Source organism: Paraburkholderia sp. (assembly GCF_024281035.1).
Taxonomy (GTDB): domain Bacteria; phylum Pseudomonadota; class Gammaproteobacteria; order Burkholderiales; family Burkholderiaceae; genus Paraburkholderia.
On sequence record NZ_JAMXLH010000032.1, the window covers coordinates 184,975 to 201,451 of the forward strand.

16 protein-coding genes are annotated in these 16,477 nt (G+C 58.1%); 11 read left to right on the forward strand and 5 right to left on the reverse strand.

Features of this window, described 5'->3' with window-relative positions:
- Positions 1-150 precede the first annotated feature (150 nt).
- The 6 genes from Q0L30_RS12160 to Q0L30_RS12185 all read left to right on the forward strand — a co-directional run bounded on the left by Q0L30_RS12160 (position 151) and on the right by Q0L30_RS12185 (position 4,503).
- Entirely contained in the window at positions 151-909 is a 759-nt protein-coding gene (locus Q0L30_RS12160) for an ABC transporter substrate-binding protein (RefSeq protein WP_296655231.1), read from the forward strand.
- Between the two features lie 55 nt (positions 910-964).
- Positions 965-1,654: an ABC transporter permease gene (locus Q0L30_RS12165; protein WP_296655233.1), complete on the forward strand. Its 690-nt coding sequence runs from the start codon at positions 965-967 to the stop codon at positions 1,652-1,654.
- Positions 1,651-2,364 carry a histidine ABC transporter permease HisM gene (hisM, locus tag Q0L30_RS12170; RefSeq protein WP_296655235.1) on the forward strand — a complete coding sequence of 238 codons (714 nt, stop codon included), beginning with the start codon at positions 1,651-1,653 and terminating at the stop codon, positions 2,362-2,364. Before Q0L30_RS12165 ends, hisM begins: the two co-directional genes overlap by 4 nt.
- A 21-nt stretch (positions 2,365-2,385) precedes the next feature.
- On the forward strand, positions 2,386-3,153 hold the full coding sequence (locus Q0L30_RS12175; protein ID WP_296655237.1) for an ABC transporter ATP-binding protein: 768 nt from the start codon (positions 2,386-2,388) through the stop codon (positions 3,151-3,153).
- A 508-nt stretch (positions 3,154-3,661) separates the two neighbouring features.
- Entirely contained in the window at positions 3,662-3,976 is a 315-nt protein-coding gene (locus Q0L30_RS12180) for a multidrug efflux SMR transporter (RefSeq protein ID WP_296655238.1), read from the forward strand.
- Between the two features lie 41 nt (positions 3,977-4,017).
- Positions 4,018-4,503, forward strand: a complete 486-nt coding sequence (locus tag Q0L30_RS12185; RefSeq protein WP_296655240.1) for a DinB family protein — start codon at positions 4,018-4,020, stop codon at positions 4,501-4,503.
- 511 nt (positions 4,504-5,014) lie between these two features.
- Here Q0L30_RS12185 and istB read toward each other — a convergent pair.
- Positions 5,015-5,854 (reverse strand): IS21-like element helper ATPase IstB, encoded by an 840-nt coding sequence (gene istB / locus Q0L30_RS12190; RefSeq protein WP_105766932.1) that lies wholly within the window; start codon positions 5,852-5,854, stop codon positions 5,015-5,017.
- Complete coding sequence (istA, locus tag Q0L30_RS12195; protein ID WP_296655244.1) at positions 5,851-6,897, reverse strand: IS21 family transposase; 1,047 nt, start codon at positions 6,895-6,897, stop codon at positions 5,851-5,853. The genes istB and istA overlap by 4 nt, the downstream gene beginning before the upstream one ends.
- Before the next feature lie 258 nt (positions 6,898-7,155).
- Between istA and Q0L30_RS12200 the strand changes: the two genes are divergently transcribed.
- From Q0L30_RS12200 to dapA, 3 genes are all read left to right on the forward strand, one after another.
- On the forward strand, positions 7,156-8,205 hold the full coding sequence (locus tag Q0L30_RS12200; protein WP_296655245.1) for a homoserine dehydrogenase: 1,050 nt from the start codon (positions 7,156-7,158) through the stop codon (positions 8,203-8,205).
- A gap of 2 nt (positions 8,206-8,207) precedes the next feature.
- On the forward strand, positions 8,208-9,623 hold the full coding sequence (locus Q0L30_RS12205) for an aldehyde dehydrogenase family protein (RefSeq protein WP_296655247.1): 1,416 nt from the start codon (positions 8,208-8,210) through the stop codon (positions 9,621-9,623).
- Between the two features lie 86 nt (positions 9,624-9,709).
- Positions 9,710-10,615, forward strand: coding sequence for a 4-hydroxy-tetrahydrodipicolinate synthase (dapA, locus tag Q0L30_RS12210; RefSeq protein WP_296655248.1), 906 nt, complete (start codon positions 9,710-9,712; stop codon positions 10,613-10,615).
- A gap of 69 nt (positions 10,616-10,684) precedes the next feature.
- Here dapA and Q0L30_RS12215 read toward each other — a convergent pair whose 3' ends face one another.
- Complete coding sequence (locus tag Q0L30_RS12215; protein ID WP_296655250.1) at positions 10,685-11,404, reverse strand: hypothetical protein; 720 nt, start codon at positions 11,402-11,404, stop codon at positions 10,685-10,687.
- A gap of 129 nt (positions 11,405-11,533) precedes the next feature.
- Here Q0L30_RS12215 and Q0L30_RS12220 point away from each other — a divergent pair, with 129 nt between their 5' ends.
- The gene (locus tag Q0L30_RS12220; protein ID WP_296655251.1) at positions 11,534-12,466 is read left to right on the forward strand and encodes a LysR family transcriptional regulator; all 933 of its coding nucleotides are present in this window, start codon (positions 11,534-11,536) and stop codon (positions 12,464-12,466) included.
- Positions 12,467-12,748: 282 nt separating this feature from the next.
- Here Q0L30_RS12220 and Q0L30_RS12225 read toward each other — a convergent pair whose 3' ends face one another.
- On the reverse strand, positions 12,749-13,627 hold the full coding sequence (locus tag Q0L30_RS12225) for a LysR family transcriptional regulator (protein ID WP_296655253.1): 879 nt from the start codon (positions 13,625-13,627) through the stop codon (positions 12,749-12,751).
- A gap of 245 nt (positions 13,628-13,872) precedes the next feature.
- Positions 13,873-14,631 (reverse strand): aldolase, encoded by a 759-nt coding sequence (locus Q0L30_RS12230; RefSeq protein ID WP_296655255.1) that lies wholly within the window; start codon positions 14,629-14,631, stop codon positions 13,873-13,875.
- Between the two features lie 268 nt (positions 14,632-14,899).
- Between Q0L30_RS12230 and Q0L30_RS12235 the strand changes: the two genes are divergently transcribed.
- Positions 14,900-16,108: a PLP-dependent aspartate aminotransferase family protein gene (locus Q0L30_RS12235; RefSeq protein ID WP_296655257.1), complete on the forward strand. Its 1,209-nt coding sequence runs from the start codon at positions 14,900-14,902 to the stop codon at positions 16,106-16,108.
- The last annotated feature ends 369 nt before the right edge of the window (positions 16,109-16,477 follow it).

A 16,477-nucleotide genomic window follows, 5' to 3' on the forward strand; every position in this document is an offset into this window, starting at 1 on the left:
CGGGAGGGGCAGGGGAATGTTCCCCTGTTCGGCAAGATGAGGTTTGTGGTGTTAAAGCAATAATAATTAGTACAACGAGTTAATATGAAGTTGCGCCCCGGGTTTGTCTATTCCTGGGGCTGATAACCTGACATGTTGAAGGAGACAACCGTGAAAAAGATATTTGTGTGCCTCGCGCTGGCGTCTGCTGCGGCTGGTGTTTGTGCGAAAGACTGGACAACGATCCGCTTTGGTGTTGACGCAACTTATGCGCCGTTTGAATCCAAAGCTGCAAATGGGGATGTTGTCGGCCTTGATATTGATCTTGGCAACGAGATTTGCCATCGTCTGAATGCAAAATGCGTGTGGGTGGAGAGCGACTTCGACGGGTTGATTCCTGCTCTGAACGCGAGGAAATTCGACGCTGTGCTTTCGTCGATGACTATCACCCCGCAACGAGCGGAGCAGATCGCGTTTTCAGACATGATCTACAAAACTCCGACACGCCTTGTCACCAGACAGGGGGCCAATCTGCAGCCGAGCCCCGAATCGTTAAAGGGCAAGGTTGTGGGGGTCGAGCAGGGCACAATCCAGGAGACTTACGCCAAGAAGAACTGGGCGCCGAAGGGGGTGCAGGTCGTGGCATACCAGAACCAGGACCAGGCGTATGCGGATCTGATCGCCGGGCGTCTGGACGCCACACTGCAGGACGAAGTCCAGGCCGATGTGGGCTTTTTGAAGACCTCGCGTGGCACCGGTTTTCAGTTCTCAGGCCAGGAAATTCCGACAGGTGAAGCAGCGATTGGCCTGCGCAAGGATGACGCAGATCTGAAGGGCAAGATTGACGGTGCGATTGCCGCCATGGTGAGAGATGGAACGTTCCTGAAGATCGAGAAGAAATATATTTCGGTTGATCTTCGCACCAATTGATCTCGCTCGCGGCGCAGCTTCGGCTACGGCCGCGTCATTTCCGGAACTATTCCAGATGATTCTTCAGGGATTTGGCCCATTATTGTGGGCGGGAACGGTCGAGACCGTAAAACTCTCGGTACTTTCGCTTGCTGCTGCTCTTGTGCTTGGGCTTGCTGGCGCTTCTGCAAAGTTATCTCTGTACCGCGGAATCGCAGCGATCGGCACCACCTATACCACGCTTGTCCGGGCGGTTCCCGATCTCGTGCTGATGCTGCTGCTCTTTTATGGGATGCAGATTCTACTTAACCGGTGTACTGATTTGCTGGGATGGGACCAGATCGATATCGACCCGTTTGTTGCAGGGGTTATCACTCTCGGTTTCATCTATGGCGCGTATTTCGCCGAGACATTTCGGGGCGCCTTTCTCGCGGTGCCGCGAGGCCAGATCGAAGCAGGATTTGCATACGGCATGAGCGGTTTGCGTGTGTTCTTCCGTATCCTGTTCCCGCAGATGATGCGTTTTGCCTTGCCTGGTCTTGGAAATAACTGGCAGGTGCTGGTGAAGGCCACAGCCCTCGTCTCGATAATCGGCCTGGCCGATGTGGTGAAGGCCTCGCAGGATGCGGGCAAGAGTACGCTGGATTTCTTTTTCTTCACCCTGGTGGCGGGCGCAATCTATCTTGCAATCACGACAGTTTCGAACGTTGTGCTGCACCACCTCGAGAAACGTTATTCAGTTGGTGTCAGGAGGGTCTCATTATGATCGGGATCATCGGTCAATACTGGCAGAATTATTTGTACACGGACGGCTATCGCTTCAGCGGGATCGCCGTGACGCTGTGGCTGCTTGTTGTGTCGGTTTTGCTGGGCTTCCTGCTGGCGGTGCCACTGGCTATTGCACGGGCGTCGGACAATCCTTGGATGTCGCGGCCGGTCTGGTTCTTCACGTATGTGTTTCGCGGCACTCCCCTGTATGTGCAGCTGCTCATGTGCTACACGGGCATCTACAGTTTGCACGTTGTTCATTCCAATCCGCTACTGGGCTCGTTCTTTCGTGATGCCATGAACTGTACGCTGCTTGCGTTCACATTGAACGAGGCCGCCTACGCGACGGAGATTTTCTCCGGCGCCATAAAGTCCACGACCGCGGGAGAAATAGAAGCAGGTCTCGCCTATGGGATGTCGCGTTTCAAGCTGTACACACGGATCATCCTGCCCTCGGCGCTGCGCCGTTCGATCCCGATGTACAGCAACGAGGTCATCCTGATGCTCCATGCGACGACGTTGGCATTTACGGCAACTGTGGCTGACGTCCTCAAGGTAACGCGTGACGTCAACTCGGCAACCTATATGCCATTTCAGGCGTATGGAATTGCCGCAATCATCTATGCGGCGATCGCGTTCTCCCTTATCTGGATGTTCCGCAGGCTGGAAGCGCGCTGGCTCCTTTTCCTTGCACCGCGTACACGCTAACACCCCCAAAAGGATACCGCCATGCACAAGCTTGTCGTCGAAGACCTGCACAAGAAGTTTGGTGACAATGAAGTCTTAAAGGGCGTTTCCCTGAAAGCCAGAGGTGGGGACGTCATCAGCCTTATCGGCTCGAGCGGCTCGGGCAAGAGTACGCTCCTGCGCTGCATCAACTTTCTGGAGCGGCCGTGCTCGGGGCAGATCACGATTGGCAATGAGCTGATCCGCACAACAATCGATCGCGATGGCGCCCTGCGGGTCTCTGACCAGAAGCAGCTGCAGCGCATGCGTACCAGGCTTGCCATGGTGTTCCAGCACTTCAACCTGTGGGCGCATATGACCGTGCTGGAAAACGTCATTGAAGCGCCGCTTGCTGTCCTCGGGCTTCACAGGGACGAGGCCGTTGCGCGTGCGCGGGGGTACCTGGAAAAGGTGGGGTTGCCGGCTCGGGTCGAGGGCATGTATCCCTCGCATCTGTCGGGTGGGCAGCAGCAGCGTGTCGCCATAGCACGGGCGCTCGCGATGGAGCCAGAGGTCATGCTCTTTGACGAGCCCACCTCTGCGCTTGATCCTGAGCTCGTGGGTGAAGTCCTCAAGGTCATGCAGGCGCTGGCCGAGGAAGGCAGAACGATGATCGTGGTAACACACGAGATGGGCTTTGCCCGCCATGTGTCGAACCATGTCGTGTTTCTGCACCAGGGAAAAATTGAGGAGCAGGGTGCCCCGCAGGATATCCTGGTCAATCCGGGTAGCGAGCGGTTGTCCAGGTTCCTCTCAGGAAAGCTGAAATAGTGTAACTACCAATCTGGCGGGTAACGCCACGGTGACGGCTATTCCTGAATCGACGCACCTGCGATCCGGACTGCGAAGCGCAGGGATAGCCGGACGACTCTTCTGGCGCGGCGTCTATCACCGGATTGCACTGGCCTGCACCGATCATTGGAGCGCACTCGCAGTAATGTGAAGCATATTTGTTGCAAGCGCATATTGAGATATCCGCATTCAATACACTCCTCGCTGCACACCGTGTGCGAGCAATCTGGCGTTGCTGATGCGGTCCTATTCATAGACGTAACTAGATTGGGCTGACGTTGTAATCGTTGTTCGTTCGCGCGATCGTTACGCTGGGCTTCGGACACCGGACTACAAGCTCCTGCGCCGTGCCCACGTCAAATTCGTGCTGGCTAGCTTCGCTCCGGCGAAGTGGCTTTGACGTATAATTTCCCGCTGAGGACGACCTCGGCCTACGGGCTTATTTGCTGTCCGGGACGACCCGGCTCTTTGACACAGGAGGAGCCGTATGGCCTGGGTTTTTCTCGTTGTTGCAGGTTTGCTTGAAGTCCTCTGGGCTTACGCGATGAAGCTGTCCAATGGCTTCACGCGGCTGAACTATTCCTCCATCACCATCGTGGCCATGATCGCCAGCTTCGCGCTGCTGTCGGTTGCGATGAAATCCCTCCCCCTCGGCACTGCCTACACGATCTGGACAGGTATCGGGACCGTGGGCGCATTTGTCGTCGGCATCCTTGTGCTGGGCGAGGTTGCCAGCCCGATGCGCATCCTTGCGGCTGTCCTGATCGTTGGCGGCCTTGGGCTGATGAAGCTCTCGTCCTGAGCAAAATCCGCTGGATCTTCCGCAATAGAGGAGAAGCACGCATGAACACCAATACCTCTGCCCTGCTGCCACTCATGGCATACAAGAAATGGATGGACACGGGCCTGTATGAGTCGCTTCAGTTACCGGCCTATGCAGACAGGCCCGATGCCGTTCAGCAGGCGCTGTACTGGCTCAACCACATCCACATCGTCGATCAGATATTCCAGTCCCACTTGCTGGGGGAGCCTCACGGCTTTACCTCGACCGAGAGCAGTTCCTTTGCTCCACTACCGCAATTGCGCAGCGCGGCCGAAGCGCTTGACGAGTGGCTGATCCAGTACGCACAGCAACTGGATGACGCTGCCGCCGCCGAAGAAATCGACTTCGTCTTCACTGATGGCGACAAGGGTCGCATGAGCCGGACGCAGATGCTGATGCACCTGGCCAGTCATGCCCTCTATCACCTCAGCGTCACCACTCACGAACTGTCCCGTCAGGGCCTGCCTACTCCGCCCCTCCTGCTGACGACCTGCCTGGGCCGGTAGGCAGTAGTGCGAGCAGAAAAGAGCTTGCGGAGGGCAGAAAACCCACGACTGACAGATGGGTCACGCTACGGGTAGCCGATATATCTCGGATGGTACGAATCGCGCCTATATATAATATAGTTATCCTTAACATAATAGATGAGATCCAACTTTAGTGGTTCCTACCTGAGGCGCTCTCTGGTTTGTTGACTGAAAGCGGGGGCGTTATCGCCGACGGGCGTAGCAAAAATGCCGAAGTGCTCTGTCGCGTAATCGGGAGAAGCAGACAAGGTTGGGACATTGAGGTGACGCGCGATGGCTTCGTCACTCTGTCAGAAAGGAATCCCTTCTTCGGCTACAGCACAAAAGGTGCTGGGGCAGCCGCCGAATTGCCATGGAGCCCGCGAAACCGTCCGGCCGTTCAGCGGTATCCCGACGTAGCACGCTACGCTCCCCGTTGTCAAACGCAATCTCAAGTTGATACAGCTTCGGACGCAAACGCAATCGTAATTTGATACACCCGCTCATGCGGTTAATGACTGGGGGCTGCCTCCTTCGAATTGCGTTTGCGTTTGATGTCGTCTGCGTCGTTTAGGTGCGGTGGTGGCATGCGGTTGATCATGCCGGCCTGACGTTTTTCCTTCAACCTGTACGAGTCGCCGGAGATCGGCACGACGTGTGCGTGATGAAGAAGCCGGTCGAGGAGCGCCGCCGTGAGCGTTGCATCGTCAGCGAAGGTCTGGTCCCACTGGCCGAACGGCAGATTGCTGGTCAGGATGAGACTGCCGGTTTCGTATCGTTTGGCGACCACCTGGAAGAGCAGGTTCGCCTGCTCCCGGTCCATGGGCAGGTATCCCATCTCGTCAATGATGAGAAGCTTGTAGGGCTTCGTGATCCGCTTGATGGTTTCCTCGAGCTGGTTGCGGCGCAACGCTGTCGTCAATTGCATCAGCAGATCGGCGGCAGTGATGAAGCGGGTGCGAAACCCGGCCTGCGTTGCACGATATCCAAGCGCGACAGCAAGATGGGTTTTACCAACGCCACTGGGTCCGAGGAGCACGACATTCTCGGCACGCTCCACAAAGGCAAGACTGCCGAGTTCGAGAACCAGTGCTTTCGGCACGCCGAGTGCGAATTCGAAGTCGAATTCATCAAGCGTCTTGATTGCCGGGAAGCCAGCCAGACGCGTCAGCATCCGGCGCATTCGTTCCGCGCGTGCCATCGCTTCATCCTTCAAGGCCTGTTCGAGGAAGTCGAGATAGCCGAGTTCGCGTTTCGCGGCCATCTGGCCGAGATGTGCAATCTGTGTCGGCAAGTGCAGCAGGTTGAGCTGCTTGCACAACACAGTCAGTCGTTCGAGCTGTGGCGTCATGCGCTTACCTCCTGCGCGCGGCTGAACGCGTCGTAGACCGACAACGGGTGCTGCAACGGTCTGTTCCACTCCGGGCTCGCGTACCGTGATGCTGGTTTCGGCTGCTGATGTGGCGTCGCGCCCGTTCTAACCGATCGTCCCACGTAGGGTGCCGGCAGTGGCAGAAGATGCGGCCGCTCCTCGAGCAACACCTCGACTGGAACCCGTTTGGTAGTGCCGTGCACACGGACGTTGGCGACGTCGCGCAACCACAGTCTGACGCGCTCATTGCACAGGCCGCAGTCGGCTGTGAGCCCTGCCTGTTTAAGCATTGAAACCAACGGGACCCAGAAGCTGTAGCGCAGATATCCGATCATACGCTCGACCTTGCCCTTCGTCTTCGCGCGGTATGGCTTGCACACGCGAGGTACGAACCCATGGTGTTTGGCGAAGTCAGCGAACCCCGGATGATATCGGTGCTGCTTCTTGCCATAGGCATCGCGTTTCAGGATCACCGTCTTCATGTTGTCGTACACGATCTCTCTGGTGACGCCGCCAAATGCCTCGAATGCCCGCACATGGCAAGCCAGCAGCGTTTCGATACGCATGTCGGTGACAAACTCCGCGTAGCTGACGCGGCTGTAGCCCAACGTCGCAACGAACGCCGCGAGCATGCCGAGCTTGTGCCCCGGCTTGCGAAACTCGATCCAGTCCATCTGCATCTGATGGCCCGGCTCTGTCTCGAACCGGACCACTGGATCGGGGCGTGCAGCGGGTCGAAGCTTCTGCAGATACTCCTGCACCCGGCGTAACCCGCCCGTGTAGCCGCGCTCCTCAATCTCCCGCTTGAGCACCGTCGCCGGAATCCAGTCCGGCTTCGCTGCTTCGACCCGGCCCTCCAGATAGGCCTTGAAGGGTGCAAGCTTGCCGGCGACTGGTTGCCGGGCCTTACGCTGCGGCGTACCCGATTCCAGATACTTCCTGACTGTGTTGACTGACATGCCGGTCTCGACCGCGATGTCCCGGAGGCTGTTTCCCTGGCGACGCAGAATCTCGATTTCCATGTACTCCTCGTAGCTGATCACGGGCCGCCCAAAAGGAGCAACCCTACAACGAGGTGTATCAATTCCTAACTGCGTTGCTGTATCAATTTACAACTGCGCGCGACACCGTCCGAAGGGTTGGTCCCGAACCGGGTTCGCACGATGCAATTTGAATCTCTGCGAGCAATCTGCTTGTAATTTTGGTCAGAACGCCATATTGGGACTGCCTCTCACGTCAGATAGCATTTTCATCATCGTTCAACAGATGAAGGTGCCGAAGTGAGTGAGTACAAAGTTGCTTTGATTGGGTTTGGCGGAGTGAATCGTGCTTTGGCACAGCTTGCCGCGGACAACAACGCCCAGTGGAAACAGGAGCTGGGCTTCGAACTGAAGATCGTCGGTATCAGCGATCTGCATCTGGGCGCAGCGGTCTGCCCGGACGGGTTTGATCTGCGGGCGTTACGGGAACTCCCGGCCGAGAAGGGGGCACTGAGCCGGCTGCCGGGTGGCAAGAAGGAAGCTGCGACCGAGGAAGTCATCGAGACCTCTGGTGCCGATATCGTAGCCGAAGCCACGTTCACCAACGCAGTCAATGGCGAACCCGCTTCTTCCTACTGTCGCCTTGCGCTGACCAAGGGAATCAGCGTGGTCACCACGAACAAGGGCCCGGTAGCCTTCCATGCCGAGGCTCTGAAGCGTGCAGCTGCGGAACATGGCGCTTACTTCGAGTATGAAGGCGCCGTCATGAGCGGAACGCCTGTCATTCGGCTTGGCCGGGAGTTGCTTGCAGGATCGGCATTGAAGGGATTCGAGGGCATTCTCAATGGCACCTCGAATTTTGTCCTGTCGAGCATGGAGTCGGGGCTGAGTTTCTCTGAGGCGCTCGAAAAGGCACAGCGTCTGGGTTACGCAGAAGCGGACCCGACCGCTGACATCGAGGGGCATGACGTTCGCCTGAAGGTTGTGATTCTCGCCAATGAACTGCTCGGCGCGAAGCTCACGCCTGCTGATGTTCCGTGCAAAGGCATCAGTGGTCTGACGCTGCAGAACATCCAGGATGCTGTTGCGGCGAATGCACGGTGGAAACTGATCGGAAGCGCATCGAAGATGGCCGACGGGACCATCCGGGCTAGCGTTGAGCCCAGAATGCTTCCGCTGGAAAATTCGCTGACTGGGGTGGGCGACGCGGTCAATGCCGTCACGTTCAAAACGGGGCTGCTCGGGGATGTCACCGTGCGCGGGCCGGGCGCAGGCCGCATTGAGACGGCTTATGCACTGCTTGCGGACATCATCAGTATCCATAAAGCCAAAACGGCAAAGGGGAACTAATCATGAACAGTATCAGGTTGCCCGCCGTGGGCTCCGGCACCGCGATCGCAGTCACCAGTCCGTTCGATGGTAGCGAAGTTGGCTTCGTGGCAGACATGCCCCCGGAAAGTGCAGCTACGCTGATCCAGATCGCCAGGGATGGGGCGACTGTGTCCCGCCGTATTCCACGGCACGAGCGTGCCCGCATTCTCGAGACCTGCGCCGGGTTGATTGACCGCGATAGAAAAGCGTTCGCGGAACTCATCGTGGCTGAAGCCGGCAAGACGCTGAGGCAGGCCGAGAAGGAGGTCTCCCGCTGCATAAATACACTCAAACTGTCGGCCGATGAAGCGCGTCGTAACAGCGGGGAGGTGATCCCGTTCGATTCATATGCGGGCTCGGAGAATCGTCAGGGATGGTTCACGCGCGAACCCCTCGGCGTAATTGTGGCGATCACGCCGTATAACGATCCGCTTAACCTTGTTGCCCACAAACTCGGCCCCGCGATCGCTGGCGGCAACTCGGTCGTGCTTAAACCGTCGGAGCTGGCGCCGCTGTCGGCGATCAAACTGGTCGACTACCTGAACGTAGCGGGCCTGCCGGCAAACGTCGTCTCGATTGCGACCGGGGGGGCTGCCCTCGGCGAAGCCCTCGTAGGGGCGAAAGATGTGCGCATGATCTCGTTCACCGGCGGATTCGTCACGGGAGAAAAGATCGCGCACGCTGCTGGTCTCAAGAAGCTGGCGATGGATCTCGGCGGTAATGCACCGGTGATCGTGATGGACGATTGCGATCTGGACGATGCCGTCGACTCGTGTGTGTCCGGAGCCTACTGGGCTGCGGGCCAGAACTGTATTGGAACGCAGCGGATCCTGATTCATTCGAGTATTTATGACGCGTTCCGGGATCGCTTTGTCGCAGGCACTCGCGCATTGAACGTGGGTAACCCTGCCTTGCAGGACACGGATGTCGGGCCGATGATCACTACGAAGGCGGCACAGCGTACTGAAAGTGTGGTCAACGATGCCATTCGCCTGGGGGCGAAATTGTTGTGTGGCAATGTACGGGACGGTTCGGTGTACGCGCCGACAGTTCTTGAAGACGTGAGCTTTCAGTGCGATCTGTGGAATCAGGAGATTTTCAGTCCGGTAGTGGTGCTCCAGAGAATCGAGTCGATCGGAGAAGCTCTGGAACTTGCGAACAGCCCGGCGTATAGCCTGCATGCAGGGATCTTCACGAGTAACCTCGAGACGGCCCTGAAGGCGGCAGACAGTCTTGAAGCAGGCGGAGTCATGATCAACGATTCTTCCGACTATCGCTTTGATGCGATGCCGTTTGGCGGGTTCAAATACGGAAGCCTCGGTCGTGAGGGTGTGAGGTTCGCCTATGAAGAAATGACGCAGCCAAAGGTGGTGTGCATCCGTAAGACCGCGTGCTGATTTCAGACACCTCGCACGGTGAAAACGACTCACGAATTCCCGTGGGTCGTTTTCGCTTGTGCACACGAACAAGGAAGGAAAAAGTTATGGCAAACACCAGTCATATCACCAGTCAGATCCGCGGCAGTATCCCTGCCATCGTGACCCCGATGCATGAGGATGGCAGTCTCGATCTGCCAGCATTTCGAACGCTCATCGACTGGCACGTCGAAGAAGGCTCGAATGGACTCGTCGTGGTAGGCACGAGTGGGGAGTCGGCAACGTTGTCTGTGGAAGAGCACATCCTCGTGGTGAAGACTGCGGTCGAGCATGCTGCAAAACGCCTTCCGGTCATTGCAGGAACGGGGGGGAATTCAACAGCGGAAGCGATCGAACTGTCGCAACTGGCAAAGGAGGCAGGAGCGGACGCCACGCTGCAGGTCGTGCCGTACTACAACAAGCCGACACAGGAGGGTATGTATCGTCACTTCTGTGCGATCGCCGATGCCGTCGACCTGCCAATGATTGTCTACAACGTGCCTGGCCGCACCGTTGCCGACATGAGCGACAAGACGATCCTCCGTCTTGCAGATGTGCCTGGCATTGTCGGTGTGAAGGACGCGACCGGAAATGTCGAGCGTGCAGCGCAGCTCATCAAGCACGCGCCGTCTCACTTCTCGATATACAGTGGGGACGACGCCACGGCCATTGCACTGATGTTGCTTGGTGGGCACGGTAATATTTCAGTTACCGCGAACGTCGCTCCCAGGGCAATGAGCGAGCTTTGCCGTGCTGCGCTTGAAGGCGATGTCGGTACCGCCCGCCGCATTCATCTGAACCTGTTGTCGTTGCACCGGCAGCTCTTTTGCGAGTCGAATCCTATTCCCGTCAAGTGGGCGCTGCAGGCGCTCGGGCGGATTGAAGGGGGCATTCGCCTTCCGCTTACGCCGCTTGGCGAGCCGTTCCGGGATGTCGTTCGTGCAGCGCTTCAGGAGGCAGGATTGCGGGCGTGACCCACGGGGTTGCGCGTAAAGCGGGGGCACGTCAGATGGCGCTGCCCCCGCGTGAGCGGGACGGGGGCGTTAAAGATAGAAGGCCGTGGCTTTCGATCCAACGAGATGCCGAATCCGGTCGAATGATGTGACGAGGCTGTCGCGTGAAGCCGCCGATCCGTCAAGCAGTACCGGCGCAAAATGAAGCGCATCGATTCCGGCCGGAACGGGAAAGGCGTCTTCTGATCCATTCCCGGATTCTCCGGTGACCGCTGTCCCGGCAATGGCAATTAGACTCATGTACAGCCATGCGGCCTGACGAGGGCCGAATTCCAGAAGAAGGGGTGGGGCGGCGGGGGGTGTTTCCTCATGCGCCGGTAACCGGTAGCGCGAAGCCATCGATAATGCCCTGAGCAGGGGGAGTTCGTAAATGCCTGGCCACCATGCCCTTGGCTCCTGCATCCAGGGCCCCACCTTTAGCACGCCGGCCATCTCGATTTCACCCCCCGGGAAGAGGTACGCATAGGCTTCATGCTTTCCGTGGTTGTCGACCGACGAGGTCGCCAGCCAGCCATCGCCGTGGGCGTCCACATGATGCAGGGCTGTGTTTGCCGGCTCCAGTGAGAGCAACGATGTTGGCGCTTCTGACAACGCGAGCGAGCGATGGGCAGCGCTGATACTGCTGTCTTCGTACAGGATCCTGCCGATCCACACGGGACCTTGGGCAAGTGGAGCATAGGCGCTGCCGGCTCGAATTTCGGCCGCGCGGCGGTAAGCTTCCTCCTGCATTGCGTGTAACACATCGGACATCTGATTCTCCAGTAGGCGAATACGTCAGGCTTGCGTACAGTGGTTTGTCTGTTGATGGTGAATTGGCGTCCTGGCCAATACAGTCGACAATACCTGGATTCTAGAAGTGCACCGGGAGCAAAAAAAGCGATGAGTTTTGACGATGATGGTGAGTTTGAATCACCTGTCCATCGGCAGCGCCTGCCGTCACTTCATGCGTTGAGATGTTTCGAAGCGGCTGCGCGGGAGGAAAGCTTCCGGCGGGCAGCCGATGCCCTCAACCTCACGCATGGTGCGGTCAGCCGGGCCGTGCGCCTGATTGAAGACGATCTCGGAGTGATATTGTTCGACCGGCGCAACAGGCGCGTGTACCTCACCAGGGAGGGGCGTAGGCTCGCTGAGGCGGTGAGTGGTGGCTTTAGCCTGATTGAGTCGGCCTGCCGGGAATTGCGCATGCATGGTGGCCGCGCCACCTTGACACTTGCCTGCGAGCCGACGCTGCTCATGCGCTGGCTGATTCCGCAATTTCCCGCGTTCCAGAAGGCCAATCCGGACCTCGATGTTCATCTGGTGGCGGCATCCGGCACGGTGCTTGGCAATGGCATCGACATGGCAATTCGTCGCAACGACATTTCGTGGGGGAAGGAGATCGCTGCTGTCTGCCTGTTTGACGAGCAGGTTGGTCCGGTATGCCGGCACGATCTGGTGCAGGAATTCTTTTTGCCCACCGATGGCTTGTTGCGACTGCGGCGTTCCGCGACGCTGCTTCACACCAGCACGCGTGCGGACGCGTGGAAGACTTGGGGGAGCCTGGCGGGCCAGAAACTGGGTTCTCACAAGGCCAGGACATTCGAGCACTTTTACTACAGTCTCCAGGCCGCAGTGGCAGGCCTGGGGGTCGCGATTGGGCCATGGAAACTGGTCCAGGCCGATATCGAAAGTGGCCTGCTCGCGGCGCCAGCAGGGTTCGTGGAAGACGGCTCGGCCTACTATCTTCTTTCTTCCCCGTCGGGTATTGAGAACAGGACCAGGGCCATCGTCACAGAATGGCTTACGACGATAGCGCACCCGCGGGCGCCTTGATACAAGCCTGCAGCGATGGCCAGTTTCAGTCACCGACGCAGATTGGCAACTGTCTTCGAAAAAAAGCTCCGTTTTTCCGGTGTTGGCATACCCTGCTCGACACAACCGGAGTGGCTCGTTACGTGATGCTGAATTACTACATCGCCTCTGAGCCTTATGTCACAGCGGAGGTGATTTACCTTCTGCTGCCCCTCTCCTGCACCCGTTTCTTTAAATTCGCTAAAGGCCGTCGGCGGCAGCATCTTGTTCCGCGTGTGCGGTATCTGATATGAAACAAATCGTCTAGTTGAGGGTTGTCTGGGCGATGTGGAGGAGGAGCGACAGGAGCGCCGACTGAACACGCCCCCGCCGTGAGATCGCGACGATCCTGCGGCGGAGGGCCGGACTGGTGATCCTTATCCGTTTGAGATGGTAGTCCTGCAGCAGCCTGGTGGGCATAAGGTCCGGCAGGATGCACTGGCCAGCCGTGACAGAGGCAAGCTTGAGCATGGCATCAACCGTGTCGACTTCCGCCGCGATATCGAGATGTGGGATCTCTGCGGCCAGCATCCGCCGCAGCGCATAATGCTGGGGAAAGACGATGAGAGGAACCTTATTCTCGGTGAGCGAGATCTCATCGAGCGCGACGAATGCCGAATTTTCATGGACGACAAGGCACATGTCTTCATCGAAAAGCGGGGTGATGTCGACACCGTCCGATGCTACCGCCGTGTCATAGACGAATCCCACGTCTGCCTTGCCAGTCTCTACCAGATCGACTACGTCAGGAGAGCTTCGCCCGAGCAACGTTATATTGACTTTGGGACGCTGTCCCATGAACTTTGCCATGACGTCAGCTATGAAGTAGTAGCTCAGCGTATGAATGGTCGCCACGCGCAGCGTACCCTCGGTGATGCCTTGCTGCTCTCGCAGCTGGGTGATGCAGGTGTCGATCAACTCATAGGCGGGGCGGGCAGCGTCCAGCAGTCTTTGTCCGGCATCCGAGAGTGAAACGCCACGTCCGTGCCGCTCGAACAGGGCTTGTCCGACGTAGGATTCCAGTGTGCCCAGTTGCTTGCTCAGGCTCGACTGGGTCAGGTCCAGCGCTTCCGCTGCAGCAGAGAGGGATTGGGATTTTGCGATTGCAAGGAACAACCGCAGTTGATGATCCATGTATTTCATTGGGGCGGGCACCGTCGTGGGTAGAGTTTCCGCGCCCTGGCGATTTCTTTTCACGTCGATAAGGCCAGCCGTCCGGCGCCGAATTGCCCTTTTGCAAGCCCGAGCAGGTCGCATCTGCGCGGCCGGGCTGGCGGGATAGGGGCGCGCCGATCGTATCACGAAGCGTCTCACCAGCTTTGTTCAGGCGGCTCCTCGTAGACGAAGCGTAGCTGCCCTCGTAAAACCACCGCGATCAGATCCGCGTCTTACGCTGCCTTTTTGGTCTGACGGCACCAGTAATCGAACGTGCCGCGAACGATCGACGGTTTCAGCAGATAATCGTGGGCTTCCTGCGCCAGAGTGGCGCTCAGTGGTGTAAGCGGTCCGAACGTCTGGGCCCGGACCTGCATGCGGGCAGCCCGCTCCAGATATACCGACAGGTATGTCGCTTCCTCCACGCAGTTGCCCGTGGCCAGCTGGCCGTGATGCGCGAGCAGAATGGAGCGCTTCTCGCCGAGCGCCTGAGAGATGATGACACCCTCCTGGTCGGCGATGGGTACGCCGGGCCAGTCGGCGAGAAACGCACAATCGTCATGGAAGGGCGTCATGTCCATCTGGGCCACCACCAGTGGTTGTCGAGCGGCGACAAGGGCCGAGACCCAGGGGGAGTGCGTATGGATGATGCTCTGGACGTCGGCGCGGGCCTGATAGACCCACAGGTGAAACCGCGTGGCCGGGTTTGCCATCCCATTGCCGGACAGTGTGTTCAGGTCACGATCGACCTCGATAAAGTCATCCGGCGTTGCTTCATCGAAGCCGAGCCCGAAGCGTAGCGTCCAGTAGGCGTCCTTCCGGGTCGACCGTGCGCTGATCTGGCCGGCGAGACCGGCTTCCTGACCTGTCATTGCAAGGATCCGGCAGGCGAACGCCAGTGTCTCCTGTAGTGTTCGACTGGCTGGTTTGAGGTGTTCGCGCATCTCGCGCGTGGCCCGTTCGTCAAAATACGCTTTCGCTCTCAAGTCCATTTGAATCGTCCCGCATGCGGAAAAGGGAAAGTATGGCCAGAGCGTAGGCGCGCCGGGAATCCTGAGCTATCGTGCTACGCTCATAGCAGATATGAATTTCTTCCTATAGCAAGGCGGAATCTAGCCTCGAATACTTCAAGAGAGGCGCTGGCAAGTCCCGTCTATACCTGACTTACGGGCAGGCCACCCAATGTGTGAATCGGATCATCAACGCCGGCAGCGCCGGGGTCGACGCCTCGGAATTGGCAAACTGGACACGGACAGCACAATGAACGGGAAGCGGGACTACGAGGAGATGGGCTTTATGACGAGGGCCATCCACCTTGGTTACGACGCGCAGGATGAGAACGGCGCTGTCAATGCGCCGGTTTATATGACGTCGACCTATTCATTCGACACAATGGCCGAGGCCGAGGCCGTATTCGCCGGCGAGAGCGACCGATACGTTTACGGTCGTCAGCACAATCCGACACAAGCGCTACTCGAGAAGCGCCTGGCCTCGCTGGAGGGCGCCGAGGCGGGGCTTGTGACCGGTACGGGTATGGGCGCCATCTGCTCGACGATGATGACCCTGCTTCAGGCCGGCGATGAGATCATTTCGCATCACACGATCTATTCGACGGCGTCGATGTACCTCGACGATGGACTGCCTGGCCTCGGTATCGGCGTGAAGAAAGTCGACCTCACGAATCCCGAAGAGTTCGCGGCCGCGCTCACAGCGAAGACGCGGCTCGTCTACTTCGAGAGCCCTGTGAATCCGTCCGGCGAAGTGCTGGACATCAGGGCGATCGCGGATCGGGCTCGAGCGGACGGTCTGCTCGTAGTGGTTGATTCGACATTCGCGTCCCCTGCATTGCAGCAACCGATTTCGCTGGGGGCCGATCTCGTCATTCACTCGTTGACAAAATATATCAATGGCCATGGGGACACTCTTGGTGGCGCGGTGCTTGGCAGCGCCGAACTGATCGACAAGATCCGGACCAAAGGCATGCGATACATGACGGGTTCCAGCCTGTCGCCCATGAGCTGCTTCCTGGTGTTGAGAGGTTTGAAGACGCTAAAAATCCGGATGCGTCAGCACGGCGAAAGTGCACTTCAGATTGCCGGGTGGCTGGAGCAGCATCCAGCAGTGTCGACGGTATGCTATCCGTTCTTGCCCTCACATCCGCAGCATGACCTGGCACGCCGGCAGATGAGTGCGGGCTCCGGAATGCTGTCCTTCGAATTGCGGTCTGGTTTTGATGGCGTCACGCAAATGATTGATGGCCTCCATCTGATCGGAAAGGCCGTGAGTCTCGGCGACACTGAATCGCTGATTACGCATCCTGCCGCGCTCGTCGAGGCCAGGCAGCGGATCGATCCGTCGGCAAGACTCGCAAGAGGCGTGTCTCGGGCCATGATCCGGCTTTCCGTTGGTCTCGAAGATGTCGAGGACATCTGGGCCGATCTTGAGAATAGTCTTGATCAACTGGTTTGATCGGGTGGGCGATTGCCTGGAGATTTTGACGGGGGTATTGGTCCCTACCAGAACATTTATCGGCCCGAAGCTGGTTCGGACATTCCTGATCACGGTTGCGCTTACGCGTACGACTGACTGAACATTTCCAGTGGGCAACGCTAATGCGAAGGGGCAAGGGCACTTGATTCGTGGGTCTAACTTGCCTGCAAGCGGGCTCGTCGACCAAAAATTGCCTTCAGAAAACGCCCTGAATCTCTGCGATCTCGGGGATCGGATTGCCGAATTGGTCAATGATGCACGCGAGATATCAGGGCTCGCCAGCCAGTTCGCTGAAAAAGGTCTTGTCTTCCGTCTTTCGCCGACTCTTCACCGCAAGCGGATTAGTCA